The 21,560-nt window shown below is 71.4% G+C and carries 19 protein-coding genes; 10 read left to right on the forward strand and 9 right to left on the reverse strand.

Features of this window, described 5'->3' with window-relative positions; translation table 11 throughout:
• Nucleotides 1–422 precede the first annotated feature (422 nt).
• Nucleotides 423–1,259, forward strand: coding sequence for an HAD family hydrolase (locus ACZ5FU_RS09215; RefSeq protein WP_451780198.1), 837 nt, complete (start codon nt 423–425; stop codon nt 1,257–1,259).
• 386 nt (nt 1,260–1,645) lie between these two features.
• Here ACZ5FU_RS09215 and ACZ5FU_RS09220 read toward each other — a convergent pair whose 3' ends face one another.
• Nucleotides 1,646–2,470, reverse strand: coding sequence for a Fic family protein (locus ACZ5FU_RS09220; RefSeq protein WP_451780196.1), 825 nt, complete (start codon nt 2,468–2,470; stop codon nt 1,646–1,648).
• A gap of 101 nt (nt 2,471–2,571) precedes the next feature.
• Between ACZ5FU_RS09220 and ACZ5FU_RS09225 the strand changes: the two genes are divergently transcribed.
• Nucleotides 2,572–3,552, forward strand: a complete 981-nt coding sequence (locus tag ACZ5FU_RS09225; protein ID WP_469045135.1) for an ATP-binding protein — start codon at nt 2,572–2,574, stop codon at nt 3,550–3,552.
• A 48-nt stretch (nt 3,553–3,600) separates the two neighbouring features.
• On the opposite strand, the gene ACZ5FU_RS09230 is transcribed toward ACZ5FU_RS09225, so the two are convergent.
• Complete coding sequence (locus ACZ5FU_RS09230) at nt 3,601–4,878, reverse strand: polysaccharide deacetylase family protein (protein ID WP_469045136.1); 1,278 nt, start codon at nt 4,876–4,878, stop codon at nt 3,601–3,603.
• 264 nt (nt 4,879–5,142) lie between these two features.
• Here ACZ5FU_RS09230 and ACZ5FU_RS09235 point away from each other — a divergent pair, with 264 nt between their 5' ends.
• The 6 genes from ACZ5FU_RS09235 to ACZ5FU_RS09260 all read left to right on the forward strand — a co-directional run bounded on the left by ACZ5FU_RS09235 (nt 5,143) and on the right by ACZ5FU_RS09260 (nt 13,615).
• Nucleotides 5,143–7,800 carry a SulP family inorganic anion transporter gene (locus tag ACZ5FU_RS09235; protein ID WP_469045137.1) on the forward strand — a complete coding sequence of 886 codons (2,658 nt, stop codon included), beginning with the start codon at nt 5,143–5,145 and terminating at the stop codon, nt 7,798–7,800.
• Nucleotides 7,801–8,207: 407 nt separating this feature from the next.
• Complete coding sequence (gene acs / locus ACZ5FU_RS09240; protein WP_468642575.1) at nt 8,208–10,166, forward strand: acetate--CoA ligase; 1,959 nt, start codon at nt 8,208–8,210, stop codon at nt 10,164–10,166.
• Between the two features lie 158 nt (nt 10,167–10,324).
• A complete protein-coding gene (gene nhaA, locus ACZ5FU_RS09245) occupies nt 10,325–11,788 on the forward strand; it encodes a Na+/H+ antiporter NhaA (RefSeq protein ID WP_469045267.1) in 1,464 nt (487 codons plus the stop codon).
• Nucleotides 11,789–11,869: 81 nt separating this feature from the next.
• Nucleotides 11,870–12,358 (forward strand): phage holin family protein, encoded by a 489-nt coding sequence (locus ACZ5FU_RS09250; protein WP_451528290.1) that lies wholly within the window; start codon nt 11,870–11,872, stop codon nt 12,356–12,358.
• On the forward strand, nt 12,355–13,305 hold the full coding sequence (locus tag ACZ5FU_RS09255; RefSeq protein ID WP_468642572.1) for an alpha/beta fold hydrolase: 951 nt from the start codon (nt 12,355–12,357) through the stop codon (nt 13,303–13,305). Before ACZ5FU_RS09250 ends, ACZ5FU_RS09255 begins: the two co-directional genes overlap by 4 nt.
• A gap of 127 nt (nt 13,306–13,432) precedes the next feature.
• Nucleotides 13,433–13,615 carry a hypothetical protein gene (locus tag ACZ5FU_RS09260; RefSeq protein ID WP_451528288.1) on the forward strand — a complete coding sequence of 61 codons (183 nt, stop codon included), beginning with the start codon at nt 13,433–13,435 and terminating at the stop codon, nt 13,613–13,615.
• A gap of 138 nt (nt 13,616–13,753) precedes the next feature.
• Here ACZ5FU_RS09260 and ACZ5FU_RS09265 read toward each other — a convergent pair whose 3' ends face one another.
• From ACZ5FU_RS09265 to nth, 3 genes are all read right to left on the reverse strand, one after another.
• The gene (locus ACZ5FU_RS09265) at nt 13,754–14,953 is read right to left on the reverse strand and encodes a MarP family serine protease (RefSeq protein WP_451528287.1); all 1,200 of its coding nucleotides are present in this window, start codon (nt 14,951–14,953) and stop codon (nt 13,754–13,756) included.
• Nucleotides 14,954–15,047: 94 nt separating this feature from the next.
• Nucleotides 15,048–15,710 carry an NUDIX hydrolase gene (locus ACZ5FU_RS09270; protein ID WP_451780188.1) on the reverse strand — a complete coding sequence of 221 codons (663 nt, stop codon included), beginning with the start codon at nt 15,708–15,710 and terminating at the stop codon, nt 15,048–15,050.
• Between the two features lie 115 nt (nt 15,711–15,825).
• Nucleotides 15,826–16,818: an endonuclease III gene (gene nth, locus ACZ5FU_RS09275; protein ID WP_451780186.1), complete on the reverse strand. Its 993-nt coding sequence runs from the start codon at nt 16,816–16,818 to the stop codon at nt 15,826–15,828.
• A gap of 320 nt (nt 16,819–17,138) precedes the next feature.
• Here nth and ACZ5FU_RS09280 point away from each other — a divergent pair, with 320 nt between their 5' ends.
• Nucleotides 17,139–17,813, forward strand: a complete 675-nt coding sequence (locus ACZ5FU_RS09280; RefSeq protein ID WP_020129286.1) for a Crp/Fnr family transcriptional regulator — start codon at nt 17,139–17,141, stop codon at nt 17,811–17,813.
• A 226-nt stretch (nt 17,814–18,039) separates the two neighbouring features.
• Nucleotides 18,040–18,855, forward strand: a complete 816-nt coding sequence (locus ACZ5FU_RS09285; RefSeq protein ID WP_451780184.1) for a nucleotidyltransferase domain-containing protein — start codon at nt 18,040–18,042, stop codon at nt 18,853–18,855.
• 208 nt (nt 18,856–19,063) lie between these two features.
• Here the strand turns inward: ACZ5FU_RS09285 and ACZ5FU_RS09290 are convergent, their stop codons facing one another.
• From ACZ5FU_RS09290 to ACZ5FU_RS09305, 4 genes are all read right to left on the reverse strand, one after another.
• Entirely contained in the window at nt 19,064–19,894 is an 831-nt protein-coding gene (locus ACZ5FU_RS09290) for an MBL fold metallo-hydrolase (protein ID WP_451528284.1), read from the reverse strand.
• Nucleotides 19,891–20,760 (reverse strand): NUDIX hydrolase, encoded by an 870-nt coding sequence (locus tag ACZ5FU_RS09295; RefSeq protein ID WP_469045138.1) that lies wholly within the window; start codon nt 20,758–20,760, stop codon nt 19,891–19,893. The genes ACZ5FU_RS09290 and ACZ5FU_RS09295 overlap by 4 nt, the downstream gene beginning before the upstream one ends.
• Nucleotides 20,761–20,884: 124 nt before the next feature.
• On the reverse strand, nt 20,885–21,349 hold the full coding sequence (locus ACZ5FU_RS09300) for a RidA family protein (RefSeq protein WP_451528282.1): 465 nt from the start codon (nt 21,347–21,349) through the stop codon (nt 20,885–20,887).
• Entirely contained in the window at nt 21,346–21,504 is a 159-nt protein-coding gene (locus ACZ5FU_RS09305; RefSeq protein WP_003967454.1) for a DUF4177 domain-containing protein, read from the reverse strand. Before ACZ5FU_RS09305 ends, ACZ5FU_RS09300 begins: the two co-directional genes overlap by 4 nt.
• Between the last annotated feature and the right edge of the window lie 56 nt (nt 21,505–21,560).

Below are 21,560 nucleotides of genomic sequence, written 5' to 3' on the forward strand. Positions count from 1 at the left end.
GAACGCGTGGGATTCACGATGCGACGAAGCCGGAAAACGTGTGGATCTTGGTGGATAACTGTGGACCGGCGGGGAGTTGTGAATATCACCGTCACCCATACCGGTGAGCGCTGTCCGCCCCGCTCACCACACCCTCAGAACGGCTCGACAGCTACTGAGAGTGACGGATCGCGGACACGCCGAAGAGGCGACCTCCGTCGCCTCGGCACAGGTCCAGATCAGCGCAGGAACGGAAAAACCCGTCCGGACATGCGACGACCCCCGCCGGGGGGGAGAGCGGGGGTCGTCTCCACGGCCGACTCGGGGGGGGAGGAGTCGGACCGGGTTAGCACGGTCGCGAACGATCCGTGACTTCCATGGTGTACCCGAGAGCCTTCTCAGGCAAACCCACGCGCCGACCTTACGCCGAATGAGCAGCCCCTATGCTCAAGGGTGTGGAAAACCACTCCTTGCCCCGCACAGCCGCCTTCTTCGACCTGGACAAGACGGTCATTGCGAAGTCGAGCACACTCACCTTCAGCAAGTCCTTCTACCAAGGCGGGCTGATCAACCGCAGGGCGGCCTTGCGCACCGCATACGCGCAGTTCGTCTTCCTCGTCGGCGGTATGGACCACGACCAGATGGAGCGGACCCGCGAGTACCTCTCCGCGATGGTCCGCGGCTGGAACGTCCGGCAGGTGAAGGAGATCGTCGCCGAGACCCTTCACGATCTGATCGACCCGCTCATCTACGACGAGGCGGCCTCCCTGATCGAGCAGCACCACACCGCCGGCCGCGACGTCGTGATCGTGTCCACGTCGGGAGCCGAAGTGGTCGAGCCGATCGGCGAGCTGCTCGGCGCGGACCGCGTGGTGGCCACCCGGATGGTCGTGGGCGAGGACGGCTGCTTCACCGGGGAGGTGGAGTACTACGCGTACGGCCCGACCAAGGCCGAGGCCGTCAGGGAACTGGCGGAGTCGGAGGGCTACGACCTCGCACGCTGCTACGCCTACAGCGACTCGGCGACCGATCTGCCGATGCTCGAGGCGGTCGGTCATCCGCACGCCGTGAATCCGGACCGCGCGCTGCGCCGCGAGGCCGTCTCACGCGAATGGCCGATCCTGGACTTCCACCGGCCGGTGCGGCTCAAGCAGCGGATTCCGGGGTTCTCCGTCCCGCCCCGCCCGGCACTCGTCGCGATGGCGGCCGTGGGAGCCGCGGCGGCCACGGCGGGGCTGGTCTGGTACGCCAGCCGACGGCGGGCGGCGGCGCCCGCCTGAGCCGTGACCACCCGCGGCCACGGCATCCGATTGCGACCTGTTTGAGGGGAAAAGCAAAGAACGGCCGCCAGCACTTCCGCCGGCCGGGATCCTGGAGTACAAAGGAGTCAACGGCCCGCGAGACCAAGGACATCCGAGAGGATCACCTTAATACCGCATGTGGCCCCACGGACCGAAGCATGAACACCGAGCACCCACGCGACGTCGACCCGTCGATTACGGGCCAGCCGCACCAGGTGACGGGCGAAGTTCCCGACCTGATGGGCATATTTCGAGGACGCTTGGTAACCCGGTGAACATGCCAGCGGCGGTACGAGACCTCGTACCGCCGCAACCCTTTTCCGGGTCCTCCCGGTGTTTCCGGCCGCCCCGGAACACCTTTTCCGTCATGCCGCCCCGCGCTGAAGCGCCTCGCACACCGCTGTCGACTCGCGGGCCCCCAGCTCCACCGCCCTGCCGCAGTGGGCGATCCAGGCCGCCATGCCCTCCGGAGTGCCGGAGACATAGCCGTCGAGGGCCGCGAGGTAGGCAGCCCGGCCCAGTTCCGCGTGGCCCACCTCGGCAGGACAGACCGACTTGGGGTCGAGGCCGCTGCCGATCAGCACGATGCGCTCGGCGGCACGTGCGACCAGGCCGTTGTGCGAGGCGAAGGGCCGCAGGGCGAGGAGCTCGCCATGGACGACGGCGGCGGTGACCAGAGCGGGCGCGGAACTGCCCGCGATGATCAGTTCGGACAGTCCCTCCAGCCGGCCGGAGACCTCGTCCGCGCCCGGCAGGGACAGCTCGACCAGCGGCTCGGCGACCGCCTCGCCCGGTTGTCTCGGCCGCCCCACCTCGTCGCCGCCGGTAGCCGCGGCGACCAGGTGCAGTCGCGCCAGCACCCGCAACGGCGACTGCCGCCAGATGGACAGCAACTGGCCCGCCTCGGCGGTCAGCCTCAGCGCCGCGCCGACGACCCGCGCCTCGTCGTCGGCCCCGAAGTCGCTGCGCCGACGCACCTCCTCCAGGGCCCAGTCCGCCCCGGACAGCGCCGCCGAGCCGCGGGAGCCGCGCAGGGCGGCCTCGGAGGTGATCGCCGTGCTGCGCCGTCGCATGACGCGGTGCCCGTAGACGCGGTCCACGGCCTTGCGCACGGTCTCGACGGAGTCGGCCACCCCGGGCAGCGATCCCAGGGCTGCGAGCGGATCGACGGTAGCGCCTGTCGTACTCATGAGTACGACACTACGCAACGGAGGCACGGACCCCACGAAGGAGTGGTCTTCTTCACGTGGTCATGCGACGCAACGCACATGTGACACTACTCTTGGTGAACATGAAAATTGCTTTCGTCGGGAAGGGCGGCAGCGGCAAGACCACGCTGTCCTCCCTCTTCGTCCGTCATCTCGCGGCCGGCGGCGCGCCGGTGATCGCGGTCGACGCGGACATCAACCAGCATCTGGGCGCCGCACTCGGGCTCGACGAGGCAGAGGCCGCGGCACTGCCCGCGATGGGGGGCCGGCTGCCGCTGATCAAGGACTACCTGCGCGGCTCCAACCCCCGTATCGCCTCCGTCGAGACGATGATCAAGACGACCCCGCCCGGCGAGGGTTCGCGACTGCTGCGGGTGTCGGAGGACAACCCGGTGTACGACGCGTGCGCCCGGCCGGTGGAACTGGACGGCGGTGCGGTCCGTCTGATGGTCACGGGCCCCTTCACGGACGCCGATCTGGGGGTCGCCTGCTACCACTCCAAGACGGGAGCGGTGGAGCTGTGCCTGAACCACCTGGTGGACGGCCGCGACGAGTACGTGGTCGTCGACATGACGGCGGGCTCGGACTCCTTCGCCTCCGGTATGTTCACCCGCTTCGACATCACGTTCCTCGTCGCCGAGCCGACCCGGAAGGGGGTCTCCGTCTATCGCCAGTACAAGGAGTACGCCCGTGACTTCGGCGTCGAGCTGAGGGTGGTGGGCAACAAAGTCCAAGGTCAGGACGACCTCGACTTCCTCCGCGCCGAGGTCGGGGACGACCTGCTCGTGACGGTCGGCCACTCCGACTGGGTGCGCGCCATGGAGAAGGGCCGGCCGCCCCGGTTCGACACCCTGGAGGACGCCAACCGTCGCGCGCTGGACCTGCTGCGGACGACCGCCGACTCGGCGTACGAGCGGCGCGACGGGAAGCGCTACATGCGTCAGATGGTGCACTTCCACCTGAAGAACGCCCGGTCGTGGGGGAACGAGCGGACGGGGGCCGACCTGGCTGCGCAGATCGACCCCGGCTTCGTCCTCGGCGAGAGCCTGACCGCCCCGGTGTGACGGTCGCGCGGGCCGGCCCGCGCGACCCCCGCCGTCCACGGCCGACCGCTACCGCTTGACCGCCGGCGCTCCGGGCACGCCCTTCGGTGCCGGGGCCGGGCCGCCCGAGAGGAAGGACGCCCAGCCCTGCTTCGGGGCCTCGCCGACTCCGAGGCCGCGCAGCTTGGCCAGGGTCTGCGGGTCCTGGGCGTCCAGCCAGTCCGCGAGCTGCCGGAAGGAGACGCACCGCACCCCCTCCCTGGTGCACACGCTCTCCACGACCTCCTCGACGGCGCGCATGTACGTGCCGCCGTTCCAGGACTCGAAGTGGTTGCCGATGATCAGCGGCGCGCGGTTGCCCTCGTAGGCCCGCTGGAAGCCCCTGAGCAGGCCGTCACGCATCTGGTCGCCCCAGTACTCGTGCTGGGCGGGATCGCCCTGGGTGGTGGTGCCGGACTGGTTGACCATGAAGTTGTAATCCATGGTGAGCTGTTCGAAGGAGTGGCCGGGGAAGGGCACGAGCTGCATGGACAGATCCCACAGGCCCTCCTTCTTGCCGGGCCAGACCTGGTTGTTGACGCCGCTGGTGTCGTAGCGGAAGCCCAGTTCCCGGCCGGCTTTGCGGAAGTTCTCCTGCCCTTCGAGGCAGGGCGTGCGGGCGCCGACGAGTTCCTTGTCGTAGTCGAAGGGCAGGGGGGCCGCCTTCGCCGCGCCGGTGTTGGTCTTCCAGGTCTTCACGAACTGCTTGGCCTGGGCGATCTCCTCCTTCCACTCCTCGACCGACCACTCGCCGACACCCCCGTCCTTGCCGCAGAAGTGGCCGTTGAAGTGGGTGCCGATCTCGTTGCCCTCCAGCCACGCCAGGCGGAGCTGCTTCACGGTGTCGGCGATGCCCTGCTCGTCGTTGAAGCCGATGTCGGAGCGGCCCGGCGAGTGCTGGGGAGGCTTGTAGAGGTCGCGCTTGTGTTCCGGCAGCAGGTACACGCCGCTGAGGAAGTAGGTCATGGTGGCGTTGTTCTCCTTGGCCACCTTGCGGAAGTGGGAGAACAACCGTTGGCTGTCCTCGCCCGCGCCGTCCCACGAGAACACGACGAACTGCGGCGGCTTCCGCCCCGGCTCGAGCCGCTCCGGTCTGGGCAGATGGGGCTGGGCCCCGGTGAACGCGGTGGAGCCGTCACCGATGAGGCGGACGGCGTTCTCGGGCGCGGGGGCCGGCTTCGCCTTCCGGGACCCCGACGCCCCTTCTTCGGCGCCACGGGGACCACCGGTTCCCGTGGCGCAGCCGGCGAGCGACGCGATCGCAGCGGCGATCACGGCGCCCGCGGCGATCCTCTGGGTGGCGGTCATCTTCCGCCCACCTTCTTCCTTCTCCAGGGCCAACAACGGCGCCGCCAACGTCGCACGGAGCCCGGAAAGGAATTAATACGACAAGCCGACTAAATGCTCGGTTCGCTCACTCGAGTGATTGATTAACCCATTTGCCTGAAAAGTCCATGCTCGCCCTTTACTCTGCATTACGATTCATTTACTGATAGTTGATCCATCCCGCCGTTGTACGCCGTGACCCACGGCCGCACATGCGACCGCGCAGCCCCGGAGGAGACGGGAAACATGTCAGCCTTCGTCCCCACTCGTACGCCGGACTCGCCCCATGACGAGCGCGTCCACCCACCCCACAGCCCGCCGCCCGCATCGCACCGCCGCTTCCACGTGGCGGGCGCGGACGTGTCCGCCGCGATCGCGGTCTTCCTCATCGCCCTGCCCCTGTCCCTGGGCATCGCCCTGGCCACCGGCGCGCCCCTCCAGGCGGGTCTGGTCGCCGCCGCCGTCGGCGGACTCGTCGCCGGACGGTTCGGCGGCTCGTCTCTCCAGGTCAGCGGGCCCGCCGCCGGCCTGACCGTCGTCACCGCCGACCTCATCCACCGCTATGGCTGGCGGACCACCTGTGCCATCACCGTGCTGGCCGGACTCGCCCAACTCGGCCTGGGGTGCCTGCGCGTGGCGCGCAGCGCGCTCGCCGTCAGCCCCGCCATCGTGCACGGCATGCTCGCGGGCATCGGTGTCACCATCGCCGTCGCCCAGCTGCACATCGTCCTCGGCGGCAGCCCGCAGAGCTCCGTGCTCGACAATCTGAGCTCCCTGCCGGCCCAGTTGCTCGACACACGACCGGCCGCGGTGACGGTCAGCGTCCTCACGCTGGCCCTGCTGCTGTTCTGGCCGCGCCTGCCCGGCCGCCTCGGCCGTCTGCTGCGCAAGGTGCCCGCCGCGCTGGTCGCCGTCACCGGCGCCACCGCGACCGCCGTGTTCACAGGGCTCACCCAGCCCCGGGTCGAGCTGCCGTCCTGGAGCAGCCATGCCCTGGCGGGGCTGCCGGAAGGACCGGTGCTCGGACTCGTCGCCGCCGTCCTCACCATCACCCTGGTGTGCAGCGTGCAGTCGCTGCTCGGCGCGGTCGCCGTGGACAAGCTGATCGCCGCCCGCCCCGGCCTGCCCGCCCTGGTCGGCCGCTCCGACCTCGACCGCGAACTGCTGGGCCAGGGTGCCGCCAACCTGGTCTCCGGCGCCCTGGGCGGGCTGCCCGTCGCAGGCGTGGCGGTACGCAGTTCCGCGAATGTGCACGCCGGTGCCGTCAGCCGGAACTCCACCATGTTGCACGGCGTTCTCGTAGTGGTCGCCGCGCTGTTGATGGTCCCGGTCCTGGAGCTGATCCCGCTCGCCTCGCTCGCAGCCCTGGTCATGGCGGTCGGCATCCAGATGGTGTCCCTGCACCACATCCGCACGGTGACCCGCCACCGAGAGGTGCCGGTGTACGCCGTCACCATCCTCGGCGTGGTGTTCCTCGGGGTCCTGCAGGGCGTCACCCTGGGGATCGCCGTGGCCGTCACCGTCTCCATGCAGCGCCTCGCCCGCACCCGCATCACCCACGACGAGAAGGAAGGAGTCCATCACGTACGCGTACGAGGGCAGTTGACGTTCCTGGCGGTGCCACGCCTGAGCCGCGCGCTGCATCACGTGCCCCGGGGCGACCGCGTGATCGTCGAGCTGGACGGTTCCTTCATGGATCACGCGGCGTACGAGACACTGCAGGACTGGCAGAGGACGCACACCGCGCAGGGCGGCTCCGTCGAGCTGACCGGCCGCCGCTCCGGCGCGGGGATCGCCCTCCCCGGCTCCGGCGGTGAGGGCGACGACCCCGCCGTCTCGCCCGGCGGAGCCACCGTCTCCGTCGGCACGGCGGACAGCCCGCTCACCGGTTGTCGCTGCCGCCCCTGGACACCCTGGCGCAACCACCAGTGCGACGGCCCGCTGTCGGCAGCGCCGCCCGGTGACCGTTCCATGGAGCACCAGGAGGATCTGACGGAGGAGCCGGACGGCCAGGCCGGCACCCTCCCCGCGGGCTTCTCGGAGTCCGCCCGGCCGGCCGCAGCGAGCGCACTCGCCAGGCCCGCCGCGCCACCGGCGCCCACCGAACCGATCGCGCACGCCCGGGAGACCCCCCAGACCCCCAAAATCGAACAGACCGAACAAGCCGGCCTCGCCCGGCGGACAGAGCAGGCCCGGTCCCCCGTTGCCGCCGGCTCCCGGCCCAGTGCGCGCCAGTTGCTCCGCGGCATCAGCGCGTTCCAGCGGAACACCGCGCCGCTGGTGCGGGGCGAGCTGGCGCGACTGGCCCGGGAAGGGCAGCAGCCGTCCCAGCTGTTCCTCACCTGCGCCGACTCTCGACTGGTCACGTCGATGATCACCTCCAGTGGTCCCGGCGACCTGTTCGTGGTGCGCAATGTGGGCAACCTCGTGCCACCGCCCGGCGAGGAAAGCGGGGACGACTCGGTGGCGGCCGCGATCGAGTACGCGGTGGACGTACTGAAGGTGCGGTCCATCACGGTCTGCGGGCACTCCGGCTGTGGGGCCATGCAAGCACTGCTCAACGCCGAACCGGATGACGCGCGGACACCGTTGCAGCGGTGGCTGCGGTACGGACTGCCCAGCCTGGAGCGGATGGCCGACACCGGCCGGCCCGGGGCACGACTGGCGGGGCGGGCGGCCGCCGACGCGGTCGAGCAGCTCTGCCTGACCAATGTGGTCGAGCAGTTGGACCACCTGCGGACCCACGAGTCGGTGGCTCGGTCTCTGCGGACCGGTGAGCTCGAGCTGCACGGGATGTACTTCCACGTGGGTGAGGCGCAGGCGTACCTGCTCGGTGAGGACCGCACGGGCGAGAGCGCGGGCGAGGTGTTCGACCATGTGGGGGTGGCGGATCTGAGCGCGTGAGCGACCTGGGCGGGCGGGCCGAGGCACACGGCGGCCGGCCCGCCCGGCCCTGCTCCTCGCACGGGCAAGCCCGCCCACTGCCCGCAAACCCACCCCGCGTCGCTCCGCCCACACGCCTGGATGCCCGTCCGCCCATGAGCCTTCCCCCTGCGTCATCTCCTCGCCTGCCTTCGCCCGCCTCCCGCCTCCCGCCTCCCGCCTCCCGCGAGTGTGAAAGCCGTTACATCCGCTGAACTCCGGTCGGCCGGGGTCCGTGGGTACGGATGACTCGGAGCAACGGGACAAGAGGCCACGTCACACGACCCCGACAGGTCTAAACCAATTTTCCGTCAGCCCTTGTCACCGGCCCCCGGGTCTGATGAGCTGTGGCCTGGGACACAACGGACACCCTGGGAAAGGGAGATGTCGTGAGCAACGAAAGCCTGGCCAACCTGCTCAAGGAAGAGCGCAGGTTCGAGCCGCCCGCCGACCTGGCCGCCGACGCCAACGTCACGGTGGAGGCGTACGAGCAGGCCAAGGCTGACAGGCTCGGCTTCTGGGCCGAGCAGGCCCGTCGGCTGACCTGGGCCAAGGAGCCGACCGAGACGCTGGACTGGTCGAACCCGCCGTTCGCCAAATGGTTCAAGGACGGCGAGCTCAACGTGGCGTACAACTGCGTCGACCGGCACGTGGAGGCCGGGCACGGCGACCGGGTGGCGATCCATTTCGAGGGCGAGCCGGGCGACAGCCGCGCCATCACCTACGCCCAGCTCAAGGACGAGGTCTCCCGGGCCGCCAACGCCCTGCTGGAGCTGGGCGTACGCAAGGGCGACCGGGTGGCCGTCTACATGCCGATGATCCCCGAGACGGCCGTCGCGATGCTGGCGTGCGCCCGGATCGGTGCCGCGCACTCCGTGGTCTTCGGCGGCTTCTCGGCGGACGCGCTCGCCACCCGCATCCAGGACGCCGACGCCAGGGTCGTCATCACCTCGGACGGTGGGTACCGGCGCGGCAAGCCGTCGGCGCTGAAGCCGGCCGTCGACGACGCCGTCGCGCGCGTGGACAACGTCGAGCACGTCCTCGTGGTGCGTCGCACCGGTCAGGAAGTCGCCTGGGACGACAGCCGTGACGTGTGGTGGCACGAGATCGTCGAGCGGCAGCCGGCCGAGCACACGCCCGAGGCGTTCGAGGCCGAGCACCCGCTGTTCATCCTGTACACCTCCGGTACGACGGGTAAGCCGAAGGGCATCCTGCACACCTCCGGCGGCTACCTCACCCAGACGGCGTACACCCACCACGCCGTGTTCGACCTCAAGCCCGAGACCGACGTGTACTGGTGCACCGCCGACGTCGGCTGGGTCACCGGCCACTCCTACATCGTGTACGGGCCGCTGGCGAACGGCGCGACGCAGGTCATGTACGAGGGCACGCCCGACACCCCGCACCAGGGCCGGTTCTGGGAGATCGTGCAGAAGTACGGGGTGACGATCCTGTACACGGCGCCGACCGCGATCCGTACGTTCATGAAGTGGGGCGACGACATCCCCGCGAAGTTCGACCTCTCCAGCCTGCGGATCCTGGGGTCGGTGGGCGAGCCGATCAACCCCGAGGCCTGGATCTGGTACCGCAAGCACATCGGCGCCGACCGCACGCCCGTCGTCGACACCTGGTGGCAGACCGAGACCGGCGCGATGATGATCTCGCCGCTGCCGGGAGTCACCGCGACCAAGCCCGGCTCGGCGCAGACGCCGCTGCCCGGCATCTCGGCGACCGTCGTCGACGACGAGGCCAACGAGGTGCCGGACGGCGGCGGCGGCTACCTCGTCCTGACCGAGCCGTGGCCGTCGATGCTGCGCACGATCTGGGGCGACGACCAGCGGTTCCTCGACACGTACTGGTCGCGCTTCGAGGGCCGGTACTTCGCGGGCGACGGCGCGAAGAAGGACGACGACGGCGACATCTGGCTGCTCGGCCGGGTCGACGACGTGATGCTCGTGTCGGGCCACAACATCTCCACCACCGAGGTGGAGTCGGCGCTGGTGTCGCACCCGGCCGTCGCCGAGGCGGCCGTGGTGGGCGCCGCCGACGAGACGACCGGCCAGGCGATCGTCGCCTTCGTGATCCTGCGCGGCACGGCGGACGCCGAGGACGAGGGCCTCGTCGCCGAGCTGCGCAACCACGTCGGCTCCGCGCTCGGCCCGATCGCCAAGCCGAAGCGGGTCCTGCCGGTGGCCGAACTGCCCAAGACCCGCTCCGGCAAGATCATGCGCCGTCTGCTGCGCGACGTCGCCGAGAACCGCGCCTTGGGTGACGTCACCACCCTCACCGACAGCAGCGTCATGCAGCTGATCCAGGGCAAGCTCCCCGCGGCCCCCAGCGAGGACTGAGCACGCCTGTCACGGGCACCCTGCGCCGGGTGCCCGTGACGCACCTGCCGTGGGAGTCGCCGGAGCACCCCTGGCTCACTTTGGGTAACCTGGACACAGGTGAGCCGGGAAGTCTGGTCGGCACGAGTTCCGTGCTGTCCACCCACCGGAGGCCCACCGTGACCGCGCCCCGCGCCGACACCCCCCGCGCCACCCCTCCCCGCAAGGCCTTCGGACGCCTGTCCCTGCCCGAGCGGAACTACGTCGCGGACGCACTGCGCACCGAGACCGTCGGCGGGGTGCTGCTGCTGGTCGCCGCCGTCGCCGCGCTGATCTGGGCGAACATACCCGCGCTGCACGACAGCTACGAGAGCGTCAGCCACTTCCACCTCGGCCCCGGGGCGCTCGGGCTGAGCCTGTCGGTCGAGCACTGGGCGGCCGACGGGCTGCTCGCCGTGTTCTTCTTCGTCGCCGGCATCGAGCTCAAGCGCGAACTCGTCGCCGGCGACCTCAAGGACCCGAGGGCCGCCGCGCTGCCCGTCGTCGCCGCCCTGTGCGGCATGGCCGTACCGGCCCTGGTCTACGCACTGACCAATCTGACCGGTGGCGGGGCCCTGGACGGCTGGGCCGTGCCCACCGCCACCGACATCGCCTTCGCGCTCGCCGTCCTGGCCGTCATCGGCACCTCCCTGCCCAGTGCCCTGCGGGCCTTCCTGCTCACGCTCGCCGTCGTCGACGACCTGTTCGCGATCCTGATCATCGCCGTCTTCTTCACCGAGGGCATCGACTTCGCCGCGCTCGGCGGCGCGGTCGTCGGCCTGGTCCTGTTCTGGCTGCTGCTGCGCAGGGGCGTACGCGGCTGGTACGTGTACGTGCCGCTCGCGCTGGTGATCTGGGCGCTGATGTACAACAGCGGCGTCCACGCGACCATCGCCGGCGTCGCGATGGGCCTGATGCTGCGCTGCACCACCCGTGAGGGCGAGGAGCACTCCCCGGGCGAGCGCATCGAGCACCTCGTGCGCCCGCTGTCGGCCGGCCTGGCGGTCCCGCTGTTCGCCCTGTTCAGCGCCGGGGTGGTGGTCTCCGGCGGCGCGCTCGCAGACGTGTTCACCCAGCCGGAGACACTGGGCGTCGTCCTCGGGCTCGTCGTCGGCAAGACGGTCGGCATCTTCGGCGGGACCTGGCTGACGGTCCGCTTCACCCGGGCCTCGCTCAGCGAGGACCTCGCCTGGGCGGACGTCTTCGCCGTGGCCACGCTCGCCGGCATCGGCTTCACCGTCTCGCTGCTGATCGGGGAGCTGGCCTTCGAGGGCGACGCGGTCCTGACCGACGAGGTCAAGGCGGCCGTCCTGACGGGCTCCCTGATCGCGGCGGTCCTGGCGACCGTCCTGCTGAAGGTGCGCAACGCCAAGTACCGCCGGATGTGCCAGGACGAGGAGCGCGACGACGACCACGACGGCATACCGGACGTCTACGAGGAGGACGAACCGGAGTACCACGCGCGCATGGCGGAGATCTACGACCGCAAGGCCGCCGAGCACCGCCGGCTCGCCGTGGAGAAGGCCGCGAAGAAGGCCGCGGCACGCCACGGGCTTGCCGAAGTGGCGGGCGGGGCGGGCGAGGAGGGCGACCGTCCGGCATGATCTGACGGGACGGTACAAAAGACGGGACCGCACGCAGTCAGGCAGAAGACGGCGGAACCGTACAAGACGAGGGAGACCGCGATGAGCGCACCCGACGGCAGCCCGGTCGGCGCCGAACGCAGCATCGGCCAGCTGTTCGCCTCCGCGACGACCGAGATGTCGGCGCTGGTGCACGACGAGATCGCGCTGGCCAAGGCCCAGCTCAAGCAGGACGTGAAGCGGGGTGCGACGAGCGGCGGGGCGTTCACGGTGGCGGCCGCGATCCTGCTGTTCTCGCTGCCGATGCTGAACTTCGCCCTCGCGTACGGCATCCGTACCTGGAGCGGCTGGAACCTCGCGATCTGCTTCCTGCTGTCCTTCGCGGCGAACGTCCTCGTCGCCGTGGTCCTGGCACTGATCGGCGTCGCCTTCGCCAAGAAGGCCAAGAAGGGCAACGGCGCGCAGAAGGTCGCCGCCTCGGTGAAGGAGTCGGCGGGCGTCCTGCAGAACGCCAAGCCGCACCCGCGGCCCGAGTCGGCACAGGACCGGGGTCCGAAGGCCATCGAGGCTGTGGCACGCTCGTCGTCATGACGGACCCCGCCACCCCTTCGGCTCAGCCCGCCTCGGTCGTACGGCCCGAGTTCGTCGGCGAGACCAAGGTGACCCACCGGGAGGTCGCCGCCAACGGCGCGCGCTTCCACATCGCCGAACTGGGCGACGGCCCGCTCGTGATGCTCGTGCACGGCTTCCCCCAGTTCTGGTGGACGTGGCGGCACCAGCTGACCGCGCTGGCCGGCGCCGGCTTCCGGGCCGTCGCCATGGACCTGCGGGGCGTGGGCGGCAGCGACCGTACGCCCCGCGGCTACGACCCGGCCAACCTCGCCCTCGACATCACCGGCGTGATCCGCTCCCTCGGCGAGCCGGACGCCGCGCTGGTCGGCCACGACCTCGGCGGTTATCTGGCGTGGACCGCGGCGGTCATGCGCCCCAAGCTCGTACGACGGCTCGCGGTCGCCTCGATGCCGCACCCGAGGCGCTGGCGCTCGGCGATGCTCGCCGACGTCCGGCAGACCACGGCCGGCTCCCACATCTGGGGGTTCCAGCGGCCCTGGATCCCCGAGCGGCAGCTCACCGCCGACGACGGCGAGCTGGTGGGCCGGCTGATCCGGGAGTGGTCCGGGCCCCGGCAGCCGGAGGACGAGGCGATCGAGACGTACCGGCGGGCGATGTGCATCCCCTCCACCGCGCACTGCTCGGTGGAGCCCTACCGGTGGCTGGTGCGCTCGCTGGCCCGGCCGGACGGGATCCAGTTCTACCGGCGCATGAAGCGGCCGGTGCGCGTGCCGACGCTGCACCTGCACGGCTCGCTGGACCCGGTGATGCGCACCCGCAGCGCGGCCGGTTCGGGCGAGTACGTCGAAGCCCCCTACCGCTGGCGGCTGTTCGACGGGCTCGGCCACTTCCCGCACGAGGAGGACCCGGCCGCCTTCTCCTCCGAACTGGTCAACTGGCTGAAGGATCCCGAACCCGACCGGTGACCGGATCGTCGCGCCCGGTATCCGGAACGGAACTCCTGTCCTACGAAAGGCCAATTGCCCGGCGCATAGGCCAATTGGCGTGCCACCGGGCGGTTATCGACCTTGGGGCCCGGGCAGACGTCGGTGTATGGGCTGGACGCACGACTACAGTGACGCAGTACGCGACCGCCGCTCGACCGGCGGTCTTGACTCCCACGAACGAGGTAGCGGCCCGCAGTTGCAGGGCAGTGACCTTCGGGTGGGCATTCCGCGCATTCTCCGCCGCCGGGCCCGCTGGGTCTCGGTACGCCTGCGTCACCCGCGCGACTGACACTCTCGCGCGGCCCCTCCCGAGGCGCGTCCTCGGTGACGAAAATCCCCTTTTCCCTGATTCCCCCTGTTTTCCCCCTGTGGCGAACCGCCGCTTCCGACAGCATGTGGTGCCGGCCGTGCGACGGCCGGCACCACCTCAGAGGGCGCAGTTGTCGCTGTCCACCTGCTGGTTGGCGGCGTGTCCACGGGCGATGTCCTGCCGGATCTCGTCCGCGGTGAGCGCGTAGCCGGTGTCGGCGTCGTCGAGGGACTTGGCGAAGACCACGCCGTAGACCTTGCCTTCGGGCGTGAGCAGCGGGCCGCCGGAGTTGCCCTGACGGACCGTCGCGTACAGCGAGTAGACGTCGCGGCGAACGGTGCCACGGTGGTAGATGTCCGGACCGTTGGCCGTGATGCGGCCCCGCACGCGCGCCGCGCGGACGTCGTACGAGCCGTTCTCCGGGAAGCCGGCGACGATCGCGCTGTCCCCGCTCGTGGCCTTCCCGGTGGTGAACTGCAGCACGGGCGCGTCGAGATCGGGCACGTCGAGGACGGCGATGTCGCGCTTCCAGTCGTACAGCACGACCGTGGCGTCGTGCTTGCGGCCCTCGCCGCCTATCTGGACGGTCGGCTCGTCGACACCGCCCACGACGTGCGCGTTGGTCATGACGCGGCGCTCGCCGAAGACGAAGCCGGTGCCCTCCAGGACCTTGCCGCAGCTCTCCGCGGTACCCATGACCTTGACGATGGAGCGCTGCGCGCGGACCGCCACGGCGCTGTTCACCAGGGCCGGGTCGGGCGGCTGGACGTCGGTGATCGGCTCGTTGGCGAACGGGCTGAAGACCTGCGGGAAGCCGTTCTGGGCGAGGACGGAGGAGAAGTCGGCGAACCAGGTGTCGGCCTGGGCGGGCAGTGCCTCGGACACGCCGTGCAGCACCGTGGAGTTACGGACCTCCTTGCCCAGCGTGGGCAGCGTCGTACCGGCGAGGGCGGACCCGATCAGCCAGGCGACGAGCAGCATCGCGACGACGTTGACCAGTGCGCCGCCGGTCGCGTCCAGCGCGCGGGCCGGGGACCAGGTGATGTGGCGGCGCAGCTTGCTGCCCAGGTGCGTGGTCAGGGCCTGCCCCACGGAGGCGCAGACGATGACGACGATCACGGCGACGACGGCGGCCGTCGTGCTCACCTCGGAGTTGTCGGTCAGCCAGTCCCAGACGACCGGCAGCAGGTAGACGGCGACGAGACCGCCACCCAGGAAACCGATCACCGACAGGATGCCGACGACGAAGCCCTGGCGGTAGCCGACGACCGCGAACCAGACGGCAGCGACCAGCAACAGGATGTCCAGCACGTTCACCGTTCAGGCCTCGCCTCTTTCTGCCCGGCCGCGGCAGGCCGGCCGGGGTCCGGAGGGTCGTCCCCCGGATGCACACAGCACGGACGACACCCTGTCACGACCGCCAGTCGAGTGGCACCAGCTTCTCGCGGTCCCAGGGACGCTCCCAGCCCGCGTAGTGCAGGAGACGGTCGATCACGCCGGCGGTGAAGCCCCACACGAGGGCGGATTCGACCAGGAATGCCGGGCCTCGGTGGCCGCTCGGATGGTGCGTGGTGGCGCGGTGGGCGGGATCCGTGAGATCCGCCACGGGGACGGTGAACACGCGGGCGGTCTCGTTCGGGTCGACCGCTGCGACCGGGCTCGGTTCGCGCCACCAGCCCAGCACGGGGGTCACGACGAACTTGCTCACCGGGATGTACAGCTTGGGCAGCACACCGAACAGCTGGACGCCCGCCGGGTCGAGGCCGGTCTCCTCCTCGGCCTCGCGCAGGGCGGCCCGCAGCGGTCCGTCGCCGTGCGGATCGCCGTCCTGCGGGTCGAGGGCGCCGCCGGGGAAGGAGGGCTGCCCGGCGTGCGAGCGCAGCGAACTGGCCCGCTCCATGAGCAGCAGCTCGGGGCCGCGCTCACCGTCACCGAAGAGGATGAGGACCGCGGACTGCCGCCCGCCCCCGTCCTCCGGGGGCAGGAAGCGGCTCAGCTGGAGCGGCCGCACCGTCTCCGCGGCCTCCGCCACCGGCTCCAGCCAGGCCGGCAGCCCCTTCTTGCTGAGGGTCACCGCACCGCCCTGCGTGTCACTCGCGCGCGCCGTCACCGCACCACCCCCCGTTCTGCCCGGTCCAACGCCCGGGGGGACGTGGATCGTTCCGGTCCGGCAGTGCCCTCCCCCTGCCTCATCCGGCCCCCAGCGGCGGAGCGGGCCGGCCGCCCGCGTCCAGGTAGGCCTGGGGCGGGTTCAGCCGTTGCCCGGGGAAGCCGCCCTTCTCGTACTTCAGGAGCTTCTTCGCCTTCTCCGGGTCCGTCTCCCCCTCGCCGTACGCCGGGCAGAGCGGCGCGATGGGGCAGGCGCCGCAGGCGGGCTTGCGGGCGTGGCAGATGCGGCGGCCGTGGAAGATCACATGGTGGGAGAGCATCGTCCACTCGCTCTTGGGGAAGAGCGCGCCGACGGCGGCCTCGATCTTGTCCGGCTCGCTCTCCTCGGTCCACCGCCAGCGCCGCACCAGCCGCTGGAAGTGCGTGTCCACGGTGATTCCCGGCCGGCCGAACGCGTTGCCCAGCACCACGAAGGCGGTCTTGCGGCCGACGCCGGGCAGCTTGACCAGGTCCTCCAGACGTCCGGGAACCTCTCCGCCGAACTGCTCGACCAGGGCCTTGGAGAGGCCTGTCACCGACTTGGTCTTGGCGCGGAAGAAGCCGGTCGGACGCAGGATCTCCTCGACGTCCTCCGGGTCGGCGGCGGCCAGGTCCTCAGGGGTGGGGTACTTCGCGAAGAGGCGGGGGGTGGTCTGGTTGACCCGGAGGTCGGTGGTCTGGGCCGACAGGACGGTGGCGACCACGAGTTGGAAGGGGTTCTCGAAGTCCAGCTCGGGGTGGGCGTAGGGGTAGACCTCGGCGAGCTCGCGGTTGATGCGGCGGGCGCGGCGGACCAGGGCGGTGCGGGACTCGCTCCGGGAAGACTTCGGCGGCGCGGGGGACTTCGACGGCGCCGGGGCCGTCGCGGCGGCCCCCGCGGCGGCCGCCTTCTTCGTGGTCGTCCTCTTCGCGGCCGCCTTCTTCGCGGGCGTCCGCTCCGCCGCCGTCTTCTTGGCTGCCGTTCGTTTCGCAGGCGTCCGCTCCGCCGCTGCGGGCGTCGAGGCGGGCGTCCGCTCCGCCGCCGTCTTCCTCACGGTTTTCGCCCTCTTCTCGTCACCACCGGAGCCCTGTTCGCCCACAGCGGAATCGTGACGTTGCTTCACCCGCCCAGCCCCCTTGGCCTGTGCTCTCACCGGCGATCCGGACACCCGGCCAGCCTAAAGCCCGGCACCGACATCCGCCCCGGACCCTGAAGATCAGCCCCCGATTGGACCCCTGACGCTTACCCCAGGACACCTGTGCGGCATCCTTGTGACAGATCACACTGTTTGGACCGCCCGGCAAAATGGGGAACACGGACCCCTGGCACACGGGGGAGCAAGATCCCCTGAGCAGGTCGACAAGGAGAGAACTCGTGGACGACGTCCTCCGGCGCAACCCGCTCTTCGCGGCACTCGACGACGAGCAGGCCGCGGAGCTCCGCGCCTCCATGAGCGAGGTGACGCTCGCCCGTGGCGACTCCCTGTTCCACGAGGGAGACCCCGGCGACCGGCTCTACGTCGTCACCGAGGGCAAGGTCAAGCTCCACCGCACCTCACCGGACGGCCGCGAGAACATGCTGGCCGTGGTGGGGCCCAGCGAACTGATCGGCGAGCTGTCGCTCTTCGACCCGGGCCCGCGGACGGCGACCGCCACCGCGCTGACCGAGGTCAAGCTGCTCGGCCTCGGCCACGGCGACCTCCAGCCCTGGCTGAACGCCCGCCCCGAGGTGGCCACCGCGCTTCTGCGTGCCGTCGCCCGGCGCCTGCGCAAGACCAACGACGCCATGTCCGACCTGGTCTTCTCCGATGTTCCCGGCCGCGTCGCGCGCGCCCTGCTGGACCTGTCCCGCCGCTTCGGCGTGCAGTCCGAGGAGGGCATCCACGTCGTCCACGACCTCACGCAGGAGGAGCTGGCCCAGCTGGTCGGCGCGTCCCGCGAGACCGTGAACAAGGCGCTGGCCGACTTCGCGCAGCGCGGGTGGCTCCGCCTGGAGGCGCGGGCGGTCATCCTGCTGGACGTGGAGCGACTGGCCAAGCGGTCCCGCTGACCGCAGGTCCCCGCCGACGGTGTGTTCGTGCGGGCGTCCGTCGGAGGGCCGGGGTGCCGGTGCGAGCGCTGCCGCGGCGGTGTTCCGTCCCCCTGCTCCCCCACGCGCCCGACGGCCCCGTTTCCGCGCGCCGGACGAACCTCCGCGCGCCGGGCGGCCCTCGTCTTCGGCGTGAGTGAGGAAAAAGGGGAGGCCCCCTCGCCGTCTCCCGCAGCACAGTGCCTTCATGAAGGACACCCGTCCGGGTCTGGACGCCCAGGGGTTCATCGCGCGCGAAGGCTCCCTCGCGCGCGTGCCGCACGCCTTCCGGCCCGTCGTCGCCGCGGCACGGGAGCGGTTGCCACGCCTGTTCGGGGAGCGGCTGCACAGCGCGTACCTCTACGGGTCGGTCCCCCGTGGCACCGCACGCGCGGGCCGCAGTGATCTCGACCTCCTGGTCGCCCTGCGCGAGGAGCCCACCGGGGCGGACCGGGCGGCCGTCCGCTCCCTCGGCGCGGCGCTCGACCGGGAGCACCCGCAGATCGACGGTGTCGGCACGCTGCTCCACGGTCGTGCCCGGCTGCTGAGCGACGCCGAGCGGTACGGCCTGGGCTGGTTCGTGGCGTGTCTGTGCACGCCCCTGCTGGGCGAGGACCTGGCCGGGCACCTGCCCCGCTACCGGCCCACCTCCCTGCTCGCGCGGGAGACCAACGGTGACCTCGCCCTGCTCCTCCCGCGCTGGCGTGCGCACATCTCCGCGGCGGACGACACCGACGCGGCCCGGCTGCCGCTGGTCCGGTTCATGTCCCGGCACCTCGTGCGCACCGCCTTCACGCTGGTCATGCCCCGCTGGAACGGCTGGACCAGCGACCTGCACGAGATGGCGGAGGCCTTCGCCGCCCACCACCCCGCGCGCGCGGAGCAGATCCGCGCGGCGGCCGTACGCGGATACGAGCCGACCGGGGACGCCGGCGTGCTGCGGGGGTACGTCGAGGATCTCGGACCCTGGCTGGCGGAGACGTACGCGCGCGTGCACGGCGTGAAGGCACCGCGGCCGGACTGACGGGTGACCGGACGAGTTGCCTGACGGGTGACTAGGGCGTGTTGCGAAAGTGGCGTCGTCTGCCCGAAGGGCAGGTCCGGCGGCGTCTGGTGCGTGCGATCGCAAGGCGGAGGGTCGCCCCGATACTGGTTGTATCGGGGTGATCCCGACAACGCGGCGAGCGTGCGTGCCAGGCGTCGCCGGGCAGACGGGACTTTCGCAACACGCCCTAGATGAGGCCGTGCTCCCGGAGGTACTCGAGCTGGGCCCGTACCGACAGCTCCGCCGCCGGCCACAGGGACCGGTCCACCTCCGCGTAGACGTGGCCCACGACCTCGGCGGGGCTGCGGAGACCGTTCTCCACGGCCGTCTCCACCTGGGCGAGGCGGTGGGCGCGGTGGGCGAGGTAGAACTCGACGGCGCCCTGGGCGTCCTCCAGGACGGGTCCGTGGCCCGGCAGGACGGTGTGGACGCCGTCGTCGACCGTGAGGGACCTGAGCCGGCGCAGGGAGTCCAGGTAGTCGCCCAGGCGGCCGTCGGGGTGCGCCACGACCGTCGTGCCGCGGCCGAGGACCGTGTCGCCGGTCAGGACGGCGCGGTCGGCCGGCAGGTGGAAGCAGAGGGAGTCGGCGGTGTGGCCCGGCGTCGGGACGACCCGCAGCTCCAGGCCGCCGACCGTGACCGCGTCACCGGCGGCCAGTCCCTCGTCGCCCAGCCGCAGCGCCGGGTCCAGGGCCCGCACCTTCGTGCCGGTCAGCTCGGCGAAGCGGGCGGCGCCCTCGGCGTGGTCGGGGTGGCCGTGGGTGAGCAGGGTCAGGGCGACGCGCTTGCCGGCCTCCTCGGCGGTGCCGACGACCGCGCGCAGGTGCCCCTCGTCCAGCGGACCCGGATCGATCACGACGGCCAGCTCCGAACCGGGCTCGGAGACGAGCCAGGTGTTCGTGCCGTCCAGGGTCATCGCGGAGGCGTTCGGGGCGAGGACGTTGACCGCGCGCGGGGTGGCGGGACCCGAGAGGACTCCGCCGCGGGGCTGGCCGGGCAGGGCGGCCGCGTCGCTCATGCGGGGCCTCCACCGGCCGGGACGTTCCTGGTGAACTCGTCGTGGCCCGGCCAGGACAGCACGACCTCGCCGTCCTCGAGACGGGCCCGCGCCAGAACGGGGGTGAGGTCGCGCGCGGGTGCGGCGGCCAGGGCCTCGGCGGCCGTGCCGTACGGCAGCAGCTGGCGCAGCGTCGCGATCGTGGGCGGCATCATCAGCAGCTCGCCGCGGTCGTACGAGGCGGCGGCGTCGGCGGGGCGGATCCAGACCGTGCGGTCGGCCTCCGTGGAGGCGTTGCGGGTGCGCTGCCCCTCGGGGAGCGCGGCGACGAAGAACCAGGTGTCGTAGCGGCGGGGCTCGAACTCCGGGGTGATCCAGCGCGTCCAGGCGCCCAGCAGGTCGGAGCGCAGCACCAGCCCGCGCCGGTGGAGGAACTCCGCGAAGGACGTCTCGCGGGCGACGAGGGCGGCCCGGTCGGCCTCCCAGTCGTCGCCGGTGGTGTCGCCGACGACGGAGTCGGGGGTCGGCCCGGCGAGCAGCACACCGGCCTCCTCGTACGTCTCCCGTACGGCCGCGCACACGACGGCCTGGGCCGCCGTCTCGTCGACGCCGAGCCGCTCGGCCCACCACGCGCGCGTGGGGCCCGCCCAGCGCACGTGCCGGTCGTCGTCGCGCGGGTCCACTCCGCCGCCCGGATACGCGTACGCGCCTCCGGCGAAGGCCATGGAGGCGCGTCTGCGCAGCATGTGGACGACGGGACCGCTGCCGGCGTCCTTCAGGAGCATCACCGTGGCCGCGCGTCTCGGGGCGACCGGGGTGAGTGTGCCGTCCGCGAGCGCACGGATGCGCTGCGGCCAGTCCGCGGGGAACCACTGCCCATTCGCCATGGCCGGAGGCTATCCCGTGACGCGTGAATGTTCGAGAGGTGCCCGAGGCCGGACGGTACGCCGGTGGCACGGCGGGCCGACGGCGAGGTCCCGGCCTCCGGCGTCCACCGGACGGGCCGGCCGGCTACTGCGCCAGCTCGACCTGGATCTCCACCTCGACGGGCGCGTCCAGGGGCAGGACCGCGACACCGACCGCGCTGCGCGCGTGCACGCCCTTGTCGCCCAGGACCTCGCCCAGCAGCTCGCTCGCGCCGTTGAGGACGGCGGGCTGGCCGGTGAAGTCGGCGGCCGACGCCACGAAGCCCACGACCTTCACCACGCGCGCGACGCGGTCCAGGTCACCGGCGACCGACTTGACGGCGGCCAGGGCGTTCAGCGCGCAGGTGCGGGCCAGGTCTTTGGCCTCCTCGGGGGTGACCTCCGCGCCGACCTTGCCGGTGACCGGGAGCTTGCCGTCCACCATCGGCAGCTGGCCCGACGTGTACACGTAGGGACCGGACTGCACGGCCGGCTGGTAGGCGGCGAGGGGCGGAACGACCGCGGGCAGGGCCAGGCCCAGCTCGGCGAGCCTCGCCTCGACCGCGCTCACGCCTTCTCCCGCTTGAGGTAGGCCACGAGCTGCTCGGGGTTGTTCGGGCCGGGCACGACCTGGACGAGCTCCCAGCCGTCCTCGCCCCAGGTGTCCAGAATCTGCTTCGTGGCATGGACGAGCAGCGGCACGGTTGCGTATTCCCACTTGGTCATGGGCCGACTTTATCCGCTGCGGCGGCGCCGTTCCGTCCCGGCCATGTGGCCGATCG

This window comes from Streptomyces sp. NPDC031554 (assembly GCF_055580685.1).

Excerpts from the sequence above, each read along its gene's own strand:
- ACZ5FU_RS09260 (WP_451528288.1), top strand. The coding sequence starts at position 13,433 with ATGGGCTGGACGCACGACTACAGTGACGCAGTACGCGACCGCCGCTCG.
- ACZ5FU_RS09220 (WP_451780196.1), bottom strand. The coding sequence starts at position 2,470 with ATGAGTACGACAGGCGCTACCGTCGATCCGCTCGCAGCCCTGGGATCG.
- ACZ5FU_RS09215 (WP_451780198.1), top strand. The coding sequence starts at position 423 with ATGCTCAAGGGTGTGGAAAACCACTCCTTGCCCCGCACAGCCGCCTTC.
- ACZ5FU_RS09250 (WP_451528290.1), top strand. The coding sequence starts at position 11,870 with ATGAGCGCACCCGACGGCAGCCCGGTCGGCGCCGAACGCAGCATCGGC.
- ACZ5FU_RS09230 (WP_469045136.1), bottom strand. The coding sequence starts at position 4,878 with ATGACCGCCACCCAGAGGATCGCCGCGGGCGCCGTGATCGCCGCTGCG.
- ACZ5FU_RS09285 (WP_451780184.1), top strand. The coding sequence starts at position 18,040 with ATGAAGGACACCCGTCCGGGTCTGGACGCCCAGGGGTTCATCGCGCGC.
- ACZ5FU_RS09295 (WP_469045138.1), bottom strand. The coding sequence starts at position 20,760 with ATGGCGAATGGGCAGTGGTTCCCCGCGGACTGGCCGCAGCGCATCCGT.
- ACZ5FU_RS09290 (WP_451528284.1), bottom strand. The coding sequence starts at position 19,894 with ATGAGCGACGCGGCCGCCCTGCCCGGCCAGCCCCGCGGCGGAGTCCTC.
- ACZ5FU_RS09235 (WP_469045137.1), top strand. The coding sequence starts at position 5,143 with ATGTCAGCCTTCGTCCCCACTCGTACGCCGGACTCGCCCCATGACGAG.
- ACZ5FU_RS09225 (WP_469045135.1), top strand. The coding sequence starts at position 2,572 with ATGAAAATTGCTTTCGTCGGGAAGGGCGGCAGCGGCAAGACCACGCTG.
- ACZ5FU_RS09255 (WP_468642572.1), top strand. The coding sequence starts at position 12,355 with ATGACGGACCCCGCCACCCCTTCGGCTCAGCCCGCCTCGGTCGTACGG.
- ACZ5FU_RS09305 (WP_003967454.1), bottom strand. The coding sequence starts at position 21,504 with ATGACCAAGTGGGAATACGCAACCGTGCCGCTGCTCGTCCATGCCACG.